Genomic DNA, 14,824 nt, shown 5'->3' with positions numbered 1-14,824 from the left:
GCCTCCAGACCCGGCTGGTCCATCCATTCAGGCTCGCGGCGACGCGCCTTCAGCGAAAGTAACGGCACGCGGCGCATTCCTTTGATGTCGGGCCCCGGCGACAAGTTCGAGTTTTGCCGGTCGTCCAGATCGTAACGGCATATCGGCAGTCTTCAGCTTACGCAATTGCCGGGAATGAAGCGATGGGCTGCCCGCGCCTTTTTCCCGGCTTGCCCCCTTTTTCGGGGAAGAATACAATCAAGTTTTCCCATCGGTTCTCCCACCGAGCGCGTATTCAGCCCATGTTCAGTGCCGACCGGCAAGATTATTTCCACGGACGGAGTCGACGAAGGGCGCGGTCGCGCGACGAACGCTTTGCCCTCCGTGGCAGCTTGCGCTCACGCTTAAGCGGCATCGAACGCCTGGAAGGACGATGGCTCTTGAGCGTTGCGCCGTTGCCTGCGCCGCCGGAAGACTCGCACGTTGCCGTGTTCCAGGCCGCGCCGGCGCCGCCCACGGTGATCGTAGACAGCGGGCGGCACGACCGCACGCTTGCGGTGATGGAAGTTGGCGACGACCAGTTTGCTCCGCCACCGCCCGTCGCCGGCGATCCGGCCGCGCCGCAAATTCTCGATTCGCCGGCATTTCGGCTGGCGCCTCTGGGCGGCGTCCTGCCTCTCACCGCCGTCGGCAGTCCGCCAACGACGACACGGGCCATTCCAGCCGTGTTCGCACAAGCAGGCAACCTGGACGGCGATAGCTCGGTTCGCTTCGCGGACGTCGCGCCTGACTTCGAGCCGCTGATCGGTTTCGCCACAATGCTGGTGCAAGACGACCTCGCGTCCGATCCACACCTGCGTTTATTCGAGACGGCGCGTGAATCGCGGTTCGATGCCAGCCAGCCTGCGATCTTGCCTGACAGCGCTCGCGTCAGCCCCTCCGGCGGATCCCACGATGATGCCATCTTGGAAAGCCAGCGCCAGGCCACGCCCGGCTCCGCCACGACGCCGGGCCAGAATGCCGAAACCGAGGCCACCTTTGGCGCCGGCCCGATGACAAGCCATCTGCATCGCGAAGAACTGCCTACCGAAGCCGCTCCCTCCCGCGAAACGGTGAGCCATCTTGTGGCGTTCAATCGCAGCGACCTCGACGGTCCCACCGGCGAGACCGCTCCGAATGGCCGGCCGAGCGGCGGCAACTGGACCGCCGCGGCCTCCGTCTTGAACGACCTGCTCGTGCCCCGCTTCGCAGGCGATGCCGCGTCACTCGGCGTCGCTCTCACCGATCTGCTTGCGGAGGCCGACGAGTTGGGCGACGGTTTGCTCGGTCTGTTGACCGGTCCGCCCGTGACATGCGAGGCGGCACTGGTTGCGGGTCTGGTCGGCGCCGGCGTGGCCTACCGTCACTGGCGCGGCGGGCAGCGACGGGAAGAGAATGAGGCCCGTGAAGTCCTCTGGGCGACGTTCGTCTCCGGACCCGCCTCGCTACGAATCCACAGGAGCGCCTCCTGATGACCGCCGATCCCCTGGAAACATTGCTCAGCCAATTGCCGGGCGGCGACCCCGCGGTCGTCGAGCAGATTTTCGTCAACGTGGCGCCCGGCCTTAGGGCGCTGGTTCGCCGCCAGTTGCCGCAGGCCCTGCGGACCAAGCTCGATTCCGAAGACGTCGTGCTCTCCGTCTGGACGGACGTGCTCGACGGCTTGCGAAAGGGGCGTTGGTCGTTTCAGGATGCGGCCCATCTGCGGGCCTTCTTGAACCGGGCCGCGCGCAACCGCGTGATCGACCGCCAGCGGCAACACCGCACCGCGCTGGAAAAGGAACGGCGACTCTCGCCCGACGACTGCGATTCGCTGGCCGACGACGTCGCTCGACCGAGCGAATCGCTGCGCACCGACGAGCTTTGGCAGCAGCTTCTGACGCTTTGTCCGCCGGCCCATCACGATCTGCTGCGGATGAAGCGTCAGGGCTTGTCTCTGGACGAGATCGCCCAACGCACGGGATTGCACCCCAGCAGCGTGCGGCGGATTCTCTACGATCTCGCGCGGCAGTTGGCAGAAAAGCAACTGCCTGATGCCTGACGCCTTCCGGCCTGGCATCACATTTGCTCCCCTGCAACCGTTTTTTTGTCTGCCTGGCTACCTCCACAGCGATCAGGACGATGAATCATGGCTGAGAATCTCAACGATTGGCGGGAACTCGCGGCTCAATTACGCATCGACAGCATCCGCTGCACTACCGCGGCCGGCTCCGGACACCCGACCTCCTCGATGTCGGCCGCCGACCTGATGGCCGTATTGATGGCCAAATATCTGCGCTTCGACTGGTCAAATCCGCACCAGCCGAACAACGATCGGCTGATCTTCAGCAAGGGGCACGCCTGCCCGTTGCTCTACTCCATGCTCAAGGCCGCGGGCGCGATCACCGACGAAGAGCTGTTGACCTTGCGTCGCTTCGGCAGCCGCTTGGAAGGACATCCCAACCCGCGCGTGCTGCCCTGGGTCGATGTGGCCACCGGTTCGCTCGGACAGGGCCTGGCCATCGGCGTCGGCATGGCGCTCAATGCCCGATACGACAAGTTGCCTTATCGCGTGTGGGTGCTGCTGGGCGACAGCGAGATGGCGGAAGGCTCGGTATGGGAAGCCTTCGACAAGGCCTCGTACTACAAGTTGAACCAGCTCGTGGCGATCGTCGACATGAACCGCCTCGGCCAGCGCGGCGAGACCGACCTGGGATGGAACAGCGCCGCCTACGCCGCGCGGGCCCACAGCTTCGGCTGGCACGCCGTCGAACTCAGCGGGCACGACCTGCCGGCCATCGACCGCTCGTTTGCCGAGGCGCTCAAGCAGGACCGTCCCACCTGCCTGATCGCCAAGACGGTCAAGGGCCAAGGCTTCACGGAGATTGCCAACAAAGACGGCTGGCACGGCAAGGCGCTCGACGAAAAGCTCGCGGCGGCGGCCATCAAGGATCTCGGCGGCGAACGTCAGCGCACTTTTTCCACGCCGAGGCCCGAAGATCGCAAGCCCGCCGCGCCGGCCGCGGCCCAGCCGCTCAACCTCAAACGATACGAGGTGGGCGGCAAAGAAGCGACGCGCAAAGCCTATGGCGATGCGTTGGTGGCCCTGGGCGCCCATCGGCCCGAAGTGGTTGTGCTCGACGGCGAAGTCTCGAACTCGACGCACGCCGACGAGTTCAAAAAAGCCTATCCCGACCGCTTCTTCGAAATGTTCATCGCCGAGCAGCAGCTTCTCGGCGCGGCGGTCGGCTTCAGCGTGCTGGGTAAAAAAGCCTATGCTTCCACCTTCGCCGCGTTCTTCACACGGGCCTACGACCAGATTCGCATGGCCGCCATCTCGAATGCCAAGATTCACCTCAGCGGTTCGCACGCCGGGGTCAGCATCGGCGAAGACGGCCCCTCGCAAATGGCGCTGGAAGACCTGGCCATGATGCGGGCCGTTTGCGACAGCACCGTGCTCTATCCCTGCGACGCCAACCAGACCGGGCAGCTCGTCAACGCCATGGCCGACCTGCCGGGCGTCTCCTATATTCGCACCACGCGCGAAAAAACGCCGGTCATCTATGGGTCCGACGAGAGCTTTCCGATTGGCGGCAGCAAGCTGCTGCGCCGCGGCGACAACGATCGCGTGGCGGTGATCGGGGCGGGCATCACGCTGCACGAAGCGGTCCGCGCGCACGACCTGCTGGCCCGCGAAAAAATCGGCGTTCGTGTGATCGACGCCTATTCGGTCAAGCCGATCGACGAGCGGACGTTGCACGAGGCGGCCCGCGACACACAGGGCCGCCTGGTGGTGGTCGAAGACCATTGGTTCGAAGGCGGCTTGGGCGACGCGGTGCTCGACGCTTTCACGGGCGGCGATTCGCCGCTGCCGCGAGTGGTCAAGCTGGCCGTCCGCAAGATGCCCGGCTCCGGCAGTCCCGAAGAACTTCGCCGCGCGGCCGGCATCGATGCCGAGCACATCGTGACCGCCGTTCGCTCGCTTTTGGGAGCGTAGCAGAACTCGTGAGAGTTCTGGCTGGTCCGGATTATTCACCGGCCCACACCAACCCGAAGCGCAAGCGAGGATCAGCAACGGACTTAGCTCGCTTGCGCTTCGGGTTGGTGTTCGCGCAGTCTGTGCGCCAAGTTCGGGGGCCGGTGAATCATCCGGGCTAGCTCCATCGCACGCCGCGGGGGCCGGCGACGATCTGCCCGATGTGCCAGGCGGGCACGCCGCAATCGGCAAATTGGTGGCGGACGTGGTCGGCATAGTAGGCGCTGACCACCAGCACCAGGCCGACGCCCATGTTGAACACGCGGTCCATCTCCGCGTCTTCAATCCCGCCCAGCCGCTGCAGCCATCCGAACACCGGCGGCGCGGTCCAGCTTCCCCGTTCGATCACCGCCTGCACGCCGTCGGGCAAGATGCGTTCCAGGTTTTCGTGCAGGCCGCCGCCGGTGATATGGGCGATGCCATGCACGACTCCCTTCACCTTGTAATTGGCCAGCACCCGCCGTAGCGGCCGCACGTAAATCCGCGTCGGCTCGAGCAATTCTTGGCCGACGGTCCGGTCCAGCTCGTCGATGTGCGTTTCGACCGAGAAGCCCGCCAGCTCGAAGACGACCTTGCGGGCCAGGCTATAACCGTTGGAGTGCAGCCCGCTGGACGCCACTCCGATCAGGACGTCGCCCGCGGCAATTGCCTTGCCGTCGATCAGCCGTCGGCGTTCGACCACGCCCACGCAAAAACCCGCCAGGTCGTAATCACCGCGGGCATAAAGGTCGGGCATGATGGCCGTTTCGCCACCCAGCAGCGCGCAATCGCTTTCGATGCAGCCGGCCGAAATCCCGGCCACGATGCCTTCCAGCCGTTGCGGATCGTCGTGCGACATGGCCACATAGTCGAGAAAAAAGAGCGGCTCAGCCCCGCAGCACAGCGCGTCGTTGACGCTCATCGCCACCAGGTCGATGCCCACCGTATTGTGGACTCCGGCCATAAGTGCGACCTTGAGCTTGGTGCCGACGCCGTCGGTACATGAGACGAGCACCGGATCGACGTATCTGCGGGCAAACAGCGGGCTGGAGAAATCGAGCTGAAACAGGCCGGCGAACCCGCCTTCCAGCGGCAGCACGCGGGGGCTATGCGTGCGCGACAAGAGCTGCGGCAGCCGGGCCATGCTTTCGCGATAGACGTCCAGATCGACGCCCGCGTCTTTGTAGGTTGCTTTTGCCACTCGCTCGCCTTAACTCACCGCCCCTCGGTTGGCAGCGGCCAAAGAAACACAACCCCCGACTAAACAACAGAAACGGAATGGCGGTGGCTGGGGCAGAGCCGCGCCGAGTGGGCAGTTCCGCGCAGACCGCTCCGCCGCGGCGATGCCCCGGTAGCACCACCACCGGGGCATCGCTGGCCGGCGGAGCGTAATGCAAGGGCCGGATCGATCTCGGCCAGCTTCTGCCCCAGCCACCGACGATGGTTCATTGCCGCCCGCATGAAGTATAGCAACTTGGCGGGTGGTTGAGAAAGCACACGTGAGCAGAATGAACAGAATACGGCACGAAGCAGTTGTTTGCCAACCGTGCCGCTCGCCGGGTAGTGATACCATTTGGCCGCAAGTCAAATAAAAGCCCAGTTTCGGCTGCCTAGGGGGGTACGCGGGATTTAGGCAGCGCCGTGTCGGGGCGAGCAGCTAACCGCCTTCCACGCACGCGAGGCAATTAGGCCAACAATCGCTACTGTATTGATGAACGCGGCAATGATGCTCCACCTGACGATAGGCGATAAAAGGTTGGCCGCCCCAGGGGCGTGCATTTCGTGCGGGTACATGAGAAGAAACCACGCCATGACAACTGCGGTGACGACGGTTTGCGCCATAATGAGCGCCTTAAACAGGAGCTGAAGATCCCTGTGGTCTTGTCTGGTGTCCATGTGCCCATTGTAGCGTCGGCGGGGTGGTTGGGGCCAAAAACCACTGATTTCGGCCGACTTTGGGGGCACATGACCGACCGCATCGCAGGCTGGCTTCCGGCCCACAAAATCGGTTAAACTACCCCCATGCCCCGCCGTTTTCAGTTCCGCTTGCGACAAGTGTCGGCCGCGACGGCGCTCGTTTGTGCCGCCGCCTGGGTCATCCGTGAGATTGCATCGACCGGCCCCAATTACGGGCCATCGCAGTTCTCGCTGGTGGCTGGCACGTGGGTTTTTTGTGCCGCCGCCATCTATCTTGTGGGCTTCCGAGTTTTCGTTTTGGTTTACGCTGGGATCATGGGCGTAGCCTTCCTTGGAGCCTTCCTAATCGGGATCTGGGCCATCTTGGAACTTTATCTTTAGCCCTATGCCCCGCCCTCAATTCACCCTCCGAGCGTTGCTGGTGGCGATGCTGGTCGCGGCAGCGTTTTTTGGTGGTATCCATTTCGAGCGGGAGCGGAGAAGGCGAGAGGATGAGAAGTTGGCGACTGAACCGGAATTCAAGCTGAGCCGCCCGGCGACAAGACAGACGCTGAAACCGAAACAATGACCATGCCCCGCCCCCAGTTCTCCCTGAAGACGCTGCTTTGGTTGATGGGCGTGGTGGCAGTCGGCTGCGTCACGATTCCGCTGCTCTGGCATTCGCTGCCGCCGGTCGCCAGGATGATGGTCTGGCCGAACGAGAAGAACATTGCGGATTTCCTTCGTGAGGAATAATACTGCCCGCTTTCCGGCTTCACCACGAACCTGACTAAAAATAACGGATTTGATTTGACAGTGGCTGAAAAGGAATCACTACCGCCCGCCGCACGCGGGAGATGCTTGAAGGCGCGACGGTAATCAGTTAACGTAAGTTGAAGCGGTTTATGAGGATATTGTTAGCGTGCCCGCGGTACTCGAAGGAGGAAGGGGGCGTTTTTCCGTTCCGGCAAAAGCGGCGATGCGGCAACCCTTGGCAATCTCGTTGTGCCTCTGTTTCCTGGCGTTGCCGCACGCCTCCGCCGTATCGGCCACCGATGAGTTGGCCGCCGCACGGCATCTCTACCTCACCGGCAAATACGCCGAAGCCAGCGAGGCGTACCAGAAGCTGGCCGACAATCAGGCCGTCGCCGCCGCCATCGGCTTGGCCCGTTGCGCCTCCGCACAAGGCCGGTACGACGAGGCCGATGCGGTCCTGAAAAAGGTGGCTGACGCGGACGCAAGCGCCGCTGAATTGCACGCCGAGCGGGCGGCCTTGGCTTTCCAGCGCGGAGATTATCAGGCTGCCCAACGCGAAACCAACGAGGCGCTGAAGCTCGCCCCCGATTCGTTGTCCGCTCGCTGGTGGCAGGCGGAACTTTGGCGCGCCGCGGGCCAACTCGACCAGGCGGAGGCGGGTTATAAGTGGTTGGTCGATTACTACAACGACCACGATGAGTGTACGGCTGACGATCTGCACTGGATCGGACTCGGCGCAGCCCAGTTCGCCCGTTGGCGTAGGCTCAGCGAGCAGTTCTCGTTTTTGGTAAACGAACTCTTGCCCGACACTCTGAAGCTCGACGCCGACTATTGGCCCGCCCACTACGAGGCGGGCATGTTGTACCTGGAAAAGTACAACCAGCCCGAAGCGACGCGCGAGCTGAAGGCCGCTCTGGCGATCAATGCCAACGCGGCCGAGGTCCACGCGGCGCTGGCCGCCCTGGCGCTGGCCGACTTTCAGCTCGAAGCGGCCGGCCGTCACATCGACCGCGCCCTGGAGATCAATCCGCGGTCGCTCGCCGCACAGCAGCTCAAGGCCGACGTGGAACTGGCGAACTTTCAAGCGCCCGAAGCGATCGCTGTCTTGGAGGCGGCGCTCAAGCTCAATCCGCTCGACGAGGAAACGCTGGGCCGGCTGGCGGCGGCCTACGCCGTCGTGGATGGCATCGCCGACGACGGACCGCCGTCCGAGCGCGTGGCGAACATCCTCGACGAGGTCGATCGCCGCAACGCTCACGCCGGCGATTTCTATTACACGTTGGGTGCCACGCTCGATCTCTCGCGCCGCTTCCCCGCCGCCGCCCGTTATTATCGCGAGGCGCTGGAGCGGATGCCGCAATTGACCGCGCCGCGCGGGGCGCTGGGGCTGATGTGCCTGCGCCTGGGCGACGAAGCCGAGGCGAAACGCTTGCTGGATGAATCCTTCGACATCGATCCGTTTAACGTGCGCGTGGCCAACAGCCTGAAAGTGTTGGAGGTGCTCGACGGCTACGCCGTGTTGGAGACTCCGCATTTCGTGTTGAAGTTCGACCGCGGCCAGGACGAGCTGCTGGCCCGCTATGCCAGCCGCTATTTGGAAGACGAAGTTTACCCGTTGCTGGTCAAACGGTTTGGCTTTGAGCCGCCGCAGAAATCGCTGTTCGAGTTTTTCTCCCGCGCCCGCAGCAGCGATGCGCACACCTGGTTCAGTGCCCGCATGGTCGGCCTGCCCTATGTGAGCACGGTGGGGGCCTGCGCCGGCAAGGTGGTGGCGCTGACGAGTCCCCGCGAGCTGCGGAAAAAGTTCAACTGGGCGCGGGTGCTCAAGCACGAGTTCGTCCACGTGCTCAACTTGCAGCAGACGAGTTTCAATGTGCCGCATTGGTTCACCGAGGCGCTGGCCGTGGAGGTCGAGGGGCATCCGCGGCCGCAAGAGTGGAACACGCTGCTCGTCCAGCGCGTGCCGAAGGGCGAACTGTTCCATCTCGACACCATCAACCTGGGCTTTGTCCGGCCGGCGTCTGGCGCCGATTGGCAACTCGCCTATTGCCAGTCGCAGCTCTATGCGCAATACATGCTCAAGTGCTACGGCGACGACGCCCTGGCGAAAATGCTGGCCGCCTACGCCGACAATCTCGACACGTGCGCGGCGCTGCGGCGGTCGTTCGGCGTCGAACAAGCCGCTTTCGAAGCCGGCTATCTGGCCTATATGAAGGAGCTGGCGGCAGAGCTCGCGCCTCGGAAAGCGGCCGGCGCGTTGTCGATCGACGAAGCGCAAAAGCGGCTGGCCGCGGCCGGTGACGACAAGGAGCGGCTGGGCGAACTGGCCGCCGAAAGCGAACGGGCAGCCGCAGCGCAGCCGCACGACCTGCGCTGGTTCAAGCTGCTGGCGCGACTGTACCTGAAGAGTGGCGACGACGCCAATCTCGCCAATGTGTTAAAAAAACTCGCCGAGAACGACCCAGACAACCTTCTCGTGCGTAAAAAGCTGGCGCAATTGGCGTTGGCTGCCGGCGACTTTGTCGGGGCCGAGCGCTGGGCGCGCCAGGCGATTCAGGCCGACTTGTGGGACGCCGTGGCGCATCGCTTCTGGGGCCTGGCGTTGGCCGGTCAAGAACGCCGTGAGGCCGCGGTTGAGGAATTGAAAGTGGCATTGCAATTGGATCCCGACGACATGGAAGCTCGCCAGGCGTTGGAGAAGCTTTCCCCGTGAACGCAGCCGACAATAGCGATCCCACGTTCCGCCAGTTCCAGCAGCTCATTCGAGACATGTATCTCGAAAAGGACCTGGCCCGCGGCGTCGACGGCACTTTTATGTGGCTCATGGAAGAGGTCGGCGAGTTGGCCGCTTCGCTGCGCAGCGGCACGCACGAGGAACGGCTCGGCGAGTTCGCCGACGTGTTGGCCTGGCTGACGACGATCGCCAACGTGGCCGGCGTCGATCTGGCCGAAGCGATCACGCGCAAATACGGCGCCGGCTGTCCGGGCTGCGGCAACTTTGTCTGTACCTGTGCCGACGCGGAGAAGCCATGAGAGGGTTCAGGGTTCAGGGTTCAGGGTTCAGGAGGCGTCAGGCGTCGGGCGTCAGGCGTCAGGCGACGGATCGGCGGGGCGGATTCTTGTCAATTTGCAATTTGCAATTTGCAATTCGCAATTTGCAATTCCTCCGGCTCGCAACCTTTTCGATCGTCGTGCTTCTCTTCAATGCCCCGGTACGTGCTGACGGCGGCGTCTCGGTCGCGGCGTTGCGCGTCGGTTTCAAGGGGAATTACAGGGTCGGCTTCTGGACGCCGGTCGAAGTTACGCTGCGGGGCGGCCCGCGGACCGTGACCGGGCGACTGTCGCTGTCGCTGCCCGACGGCGATGCGGTCCGCACCGAGCTGGTTACGGAACCGGTCGAAGTGCCGGCCGGCAGTGAGACGCGCGTCACGAGCTACCTCAAGTTCGGCGCTTTGCAAAGCTCGCTCACGCTTCGCTTCGGCGACGGCGAGCATGTCTGGGCCACGGAAACATTTCAGGCCGGCAGCGGTATCACGGACGTGGAGTTTCACAAGGCATTTCCCTCGACGCAGAGTTTGGTGCTCACGCTCGGCACCGCCATCGGGGTCGAAGAGGCGATCGGCCGCGTGCGCGGTCCGTTGGATCGGACCAACGTGATCAACCTGTCCGACGCCGCACAACTGCCCGACGACTGGCTGGGCTACGAGGGAGTCGAAAAGCTGGTCCTCGGTCCCGCTCCGCCCGGCCTTGACGCCGCGTTCACCGATGGGTCGAAGCGCCTGGCGGCACTGGAGCGTTGGTTGACGGAAGGGGGCCGTCTGCTGCTGGCGCTCGGCACCGACAGTCCGCATCACCTGTCGAGCGACCGTCCCCTGGCGAGGTTTCTGCCGGGCCGGCTGGAGGAAGTGGCAATGCTCAACCGCACGACCGCTTTGGAGATGCTGGGCGGCGTGCCGCTGCGCTGGCCGCGCGGTCAGCGACGGTCCGTTGAGGCCGTCCGGCTCGTCGACGTGCAGGGGCACGTCGATCTGGCCGAGGGCGATTTTCCGCTCTTTGTCCGCCGGTCTTATGTTTTCGGCGAAGTGACGTTTTCGGCGGTCGATTTCAGCCGGCCGCCCCTGGCAGACTGGGCCGGCCGCAATTTGTCGCTCAAACGGCTGTTGGGCCAGCGCGGCAAGGTGGCGGCAGGCAACGATTCCAGCGACGTGCCGCCGCCCGCCGCGCAGCTTGGTCTGGTCGATCTCTCGGCACAATTGCGGAGCGCGCTGGACCAGTTTCGCGGCGTCTCTCTGGCTCCGTTTTGGGCCGTGGCGGCGCTGGCCGCGGTGTACATCGCTCTCGTCGGACCGCTCGACTTCTTGCTGCTGAAGACCGTGGTGCGGAAGATGGAGTTGACCTGGATCACGTTTCCGCTGGTGGTGGTGGCCTTGTGCGGCGGCGTTTTTTGGGCGGCCAGTCGCATGAAGAGCCAGCGTTTGTTGGTGAACCAGATCGACCTGGTCGACGTCGACCTGGCGAGCGGCCGCGTTCGCGGCAGCACCTGGTTCAACCTCTTCAGCCCCGCCACGACAACCTACAATCTTTCCTTGAAGCCGCAGATCGGCGACTCGCGGACGGACGAACCACACGAGGTGCTGTTGTCGTGGCAAGGATTGCCCGGCAATGTGCTGGGCGGAATGGAACACACGGTTGCGGCTCCCAGCGGCGTGGCGCGGCCCTATCGTTTTGTCGCTGACCGCTCGCAGTTAGAGGACGTTCCGGTGCCGATCTGGTCGTCGAAAAGCTTCGTGGGCCGTTGGCAAACCGAAGCGACCGCCACGCTCGACGCCGACCTCACGTCGGGCCGCGACGACGTCGTGGAGGGGACGCTGATCAACCGGCTCGGGCTGCCGTTGCGGCGCTGCTTGCTGGTGGCGGGACGATGGGCCTGGGAGTTCGACGAACTGCCGCCGGGGAGTCCCGTGCGCGTGCGGCCGGGCGAGCAACGCGACCTGGTGGCGCTGTTGAAGGATTTCAAGCTGGTCCGCGAACGCGACCGCGACGACCTAATACAGATGGCGACGCCCTACGATCCGGCCAGCTTCAATCCGCGCTCGATCTTGCAGCAGATGATGTTTTATGAGGCCGCCAACGGACGTACCTACACCGGACTGCTGAACCGCTATCAGCAATGCATCGACCTCAGCGACCACCTGCAGCTCGGCCAGGCGATCCTGTGGGGACAAGCCGACCGGCCCGCCGCCGACATTCTCCGCGACGGAGAGCCACTCGAGGATGCCCAAAACGAGCACGCCACCTTCTATCGCTTTCTTGTCCCACTCGATCAAGGCAGAAGGATGAAGGATGAAGCAGTGAGGCGTTAGGCGTTAGGCGTTAGGCGCTAGGCAAAAGTCAATTCAAGTGTTTCTGAACCCTGAACCCTGAACCCTTCGATGGTGGGCCGGCGCTCGCAAGCTCGCTGGTCCCACCCTACGTCCGAAAAACCCTCAAGCACCGCATGATAGAAACTCGCGATCTCACCAAGGTCTACGGCGACCTGCACGCCATCAGCCACCTCGACATCAAGCTCGACGCGGGCGACGTGTTCGGCTTCATCGGTCCCAACGGATCGGGCAAGACGACCACCATGAAGATCCTGGCCACGCTGCTCAACCCCACCTGGGGCGAAGCCTACGTCTGCGGCCATTCGATCTACACGCACCCCAAAGAAATCCGGCGGCTGATCGGTTACATGCCCGACTTCTTCGGCGTCTACGACGACATGAAAGTCATCGAATACCTGGAGTTCTTTGCCGCCGCGTACCGCATCAAGGGAGCCAAGCGTCGGAAGGTCTGCGATGAAGTTCTCGATCTGGTCGACCTGGGCTACAAGCGGCAGGCGTTGGTGACCAGCCTGTCGCGAGGCATGACGCAGCGGCTGGGCCTGGCCCGCGTGTTGCTGCACGATCCGCAGGTGTTGCTGCTCGATGAGCCGGCCAGCGGCCTCGACCCGCGTGCCCGCATTGAAATCCGGCAGCTTCTCAAAGAATTGCGGAAGATGGGCAAAACGATCATGGTTTCCAGCCACATTCTGCCCGAGCTGGCCGATATCTGCAATAAAATCGGCATTATCGAGCGCGGCGTGTTGGAAGTGAATTCGGACGTCGAGGAAGTGATGCGTCGCGTGCGTCGGCAGCCGATCTTGAAGATCGGCGTAGTGGGCGACAACGCCTCTGCCGCCCGGCTGCTCGAAACCCAGCCCAACGTGGAAAACGTCTCGGCGACGAACGGCGTGATGACGGTGAAGCTGGCGGCCGGCTCGCAGGACTACAGCCATTTGCCCACGGCCCTGATCGGCGCCGGCTTTCGCCTGACGCTGTTCAAGGAGGAAGAGGTCAACCTCGAAACGGCGTTTATGGAGTTGACGAAGGGAATCACGGCCTAAATCTCCTTGCAGCGGAGGGGGCCAATCGTTACGCTGAACGTCCCAGGACAAGTTTCTGGGCTTGCCCGGCTCCAGGTATCTGACCCCGCCTGCGAGCCGGTTTTTTTATTCACTCCGCAATCGGTTCTTTCGCGAGGAGCAAGCGATGACCAATCCGGTTTTGTTCGTCGGCACGGTGGGCGAAGGCGTCTGGCGCAGCACCGACGGAGGCGCCACCTGGTCGCGTTCGTCGAAAGGAATGTTCGTCGAGTGCGACGTGCGGGCGTTGGCGGTCGATACCCGGCCGCCGTCGCCGATCTATGCCGGCACCAATGAGGGAGTCTGGCGCACGCTGGACGGCGGCGACAACTGGCAGCGGCTCGACGCCCCCATGAACGACCTGGTCACCTGGTCGCTGTTGAGCGATCCGCGTCATGCCGACAGCTTGCTGGCCGGCACGCGCCCGGCGCGCATCTTTCGCTCGACCGATGGCGGTGGCGCGTGGCGGCCCTGCGCCGCCGAGCTGGCCCAAGAATGCCCCGGCATTGTCTACAACCGCGTCACCACGCTGCGCGTCGATCCGCTCGATCGCGACCGGCTGTGGGCGGGCGTCGAGATCGACGGCGTCTGGACGAGCCGCGACCGCGGTGAAACGTGGCACAAGCTCGGCCGCGGCCTGTCTTCGGCCGACATTCATGGCCTGGCCATCGTGCCCGGCGCCGATGGCCGGCGCACGCTGCTGGCCACGACGAACAACGACTTGAACATCAGCCACGACGACGGCGAAACCTGGCAACCGCAACGGGTGGGCAAGCGGTTTGGCCATGCCTACTGCCGCGGCCTGGCACAGCGGCCCGACCGGCCGGAAGTGCTTTTCTTGGGCAACGGCGACGGCCCGCCCGGCACGGTCGGCGCGGCGTGGCGCAGCCCGGACGCCGGGCGGACGTGGGAGCGGATGGCGCTGCCCGGCACGCCGAACTCGACCATCTGGGACTTTGCCCTTAGTCCCTCGCAACCGGACGACATCTTTGCCTACAGCGTGAGCGGCGAGGTCTATCATTCGCCCGACGGCGGCGATCGTTGGACCAAGCTGCCGCACGAGTTCGGCGAGATTCGCGCCATGGCCTGCATGGCCTGCATGGCCTAGCAGGTCGCCGGCACCGCGCGGCCGTCGCGCTTGGCGCCCAACGCCTGGCTGGTGCGAGCATGGCAACGGCATCGTATTCCTTGCGATGCAGCGAGCCGAGCCGATTACGGACCTCGTCCGATTCGATAACTCGCCGAAGGCGTTCAATAAGTTCATTTGCGCTTGCAGGGGCGGTGGCACGTTCGTTGTCTGCAATCTGGGCACCCCTGCTACCGTCTACTTCTTCTTGGCCAGCTTCTCGGCCACGGCGGCCTGCGCGGCGGCCAGCCGGGCAATCGGCACGCGGAAGGGCGAACAGCTCACATAGTCGAGCCCGATCTCGTGACAGAACACCACGCTCGCCGGGTCGCCGCCGTGCTCGCCGCAAATGCCCACCTTCAGCTTCGGCCGGCTCTGGCGACCGCCCTCCACGCGCAGTTGCATCAGGTGGCCCACACCGTCGCGGTCGATCGTCTGGCACGGGTCGCTCGGCACGATGTCGTGCTCGCGATAGTAGTTGATGTAGCCCGCGTAGTCGTCGCGGCTCATGCCCAGCGTCGTCTGCGTCAAGTCGTTGGTGCCGAAACTGAAAAACTCGGCGCCCTTGGCGATCTCTTCGGCCCGCACCGCC

General features: G+C 64.0%; 13 protein-coding genes. 11 read left to right on the top strand and 2 right to left on the bottom strand.

Annotated features, from left to right (window positions below):
* Nucleotides 1-371 precede the first annotated feature (371 nt).
* The 3 genes from VNH11_00245 (at nucleotide 372) to VNH11_00235 (ending at nucleotide 3,994) form a co-directional block, all read left to right on the top strand.
* On the top strand, nucleotides 372-1,490 hold the full coding sequence (locus tag VNH11_00245; GenBank protein HVA44787.1) for a hypothetical protein: 1,119 nt from the start codon (nucleotides 372-374) through the stop codon (nucleotides 1,488-1,490).
* Nucleotides 1,490-2,059 carry a sigma-70 family RNA polymerase sigma factor gene (locus tag VNH11_00240; GenBank protein HVA44786.1) on the top strand — a complete coding sequence of 190 codons (570 nt, stop codon included), beginning with the start codon at nucleotides 1,490-1,492 and terminating at the stop codon, nucleotides 2,057-2,059. Before VNH11_00245 ends, VNH11_00240 begins: the two co-directional genes overlap by 1 nt.
* A gap of 87 nt (nucleotides 2,060-2,146) precedes the next feature.
* The gene (locus tag VNH11_00235) at nucleotides 2,147-3,994 is read left to right on the top strand and encodes a transketolase (protein HVA44785.1); all 1,848 of its coding nucleotides are present in this window, start codon (nucleotides 2,147-2,149) and stop codon (nucleotides 3,992-3,994) included.
* 157 nt (nucleotides 3,995-4,151) lie between these two features.
* Here VNH11_00235 and purM read toward each other — a convergent pair whose 3' ends face one another.
* Nucleotides 4,152-5,213, bottom strand: coding sequence for a phosphoribosylformylglycinamidine cyclo-ligase (gene purM / locus VNH11_00230; protein ID HVA44784.1), 1,062 nt, complete (start codon nucleotides 5,211-5,213; stop codon nucleotides 4,152-4,154).
* 821 nt (nucleotides 5,214-6,034) lie between these two features.
* Between purM and VNH11_00225 the strand changes: the two genes are divergently transcribed.
* The 8 genes from VNH11_00225 (at nucleotide 6,035) to VNH11_00190 (ending at nucleotide 14,214) form a co-directional block, all read left to right on the top strand.
* The gene (locus VNH11_00225; GenBank protein HVA44783.1) at nucleotides 6,035-6,310 is read left to right on the top strand and encodes a hypothetical protein; all 276 of its coding nucleotides are present in this window, start codon (nucleotides 6,035-6,037) and stop codon (nucleotides 6,308-6,310) included.
* Nucleotides 6,311-6,350: 40 nt separating this feature from the next.
* On the top strand, nucleotides 6,351-6,497 hold the full coding sequence (locus VNH11_00220; protein HVA44782.1) for a hypothetical protein: 147 nt from the start codon (nucleotides 6,351-6,353) through the stop codon (nucleotides 6,495-6,497).
* Nucleotides 6,494-6,664, top strand: a complete 171-nt coding sequence (locus tag VNH11_00215) for a hypothetical protein (protein HVA44781.1) — start codon at nucleotides 6,494-6,496, stop codon at nucleotides 6,662-6,664. Before VNH11_00220 ends, VNH11_00215 begins: the two co-directional genes overlap by 4 nt.
* A gap of 235 nt (nucleotides 6,665-6,899) precedes the next feature.
* Nucleotides 6,900-9,377 carry a tetratricopeptide repeat protein gene (locus VNH11_00210; protein ID HVA44780.1) on the top strand — a complete coding sequence of 826 codons (2,478 nt, stop codon included), beginning with the start codon at nucleotides 6,900-6,902 and terminating at the stop codon, nucleotides 9,375-9,377.
* A gap of 56 nt (nucleotides 9,378-9,433) precedes the next feature.
* A complete protein-coding gene (locus tag VNH11_00205; GenBank protein ID HVA44779.1) occupies nucleotides 9,434-9,697 on the top strand; it encodes a MazG nucleotide pyrophosphohydrolase domain-containing protein in 264 nt (87 codons plus the stop codon).
* Between the two features lie 158 nt (nucleotides 9,698-9,855).
* A complete protein-coding gene (locus VNH11_00200; protein HVA44778.1) occupies nucleotides 9,856-12,027 on the top strand; it encodes a hypothetical protein in 2,172 nt (723 codons plus the stop codon).
* 134 nt (nucleotides 12,028-12,161) lie between these two features.
* Nucleotides 12,162-13,088 (top strand): ABC transporter ATP-binding protein, encoded by a 927-nt coding sequence (locus tag VNH11_00195; GenBank protein ID HVA44777.1) that lies wholly within the window; start codon nucleotides 12,162-12,164, stop codon nucleotides 13,086-13,088.
* Between the two features lie 145 nt (nucleotides 13,089-13,233).
* On the top strand, nucleotides 13,234-14,214 hold the full coding sequence (locus tag VNH11_00190; GenBank protein ID HVA44776.1) for a hypothetical protein: 981 nt from the start codon (nucleotides 13,234-13,236) through the stop codon (nucleotides 14,212-14,214).
* 216 nt (nucleotides 14,215-14,430) lie between these two features.
* Here the strand turns inward: VNH11_00190 and VNH11_00185 are convergent.
* A partial coding sequence (locus tag VNH11_00185; protein ID HVA44775.1) for a putative PEP-binding protein occupies nucleotides 14,431-14,824 on the bottom strand: 394 nt, incomplete at its 5' end.

This window comes from Pirellulales bacterium (genome assembly GCA_035533075.1).
GTDB lineage: Bacteria > Planctomycetota > Planctomycetia > Pirellulales > JAICIG01 > DASSFG01.
Note: the sequence above shows the minus strand (reverse complement) of the source record. Positions and strands in the feature narration are given on the sequence as shown.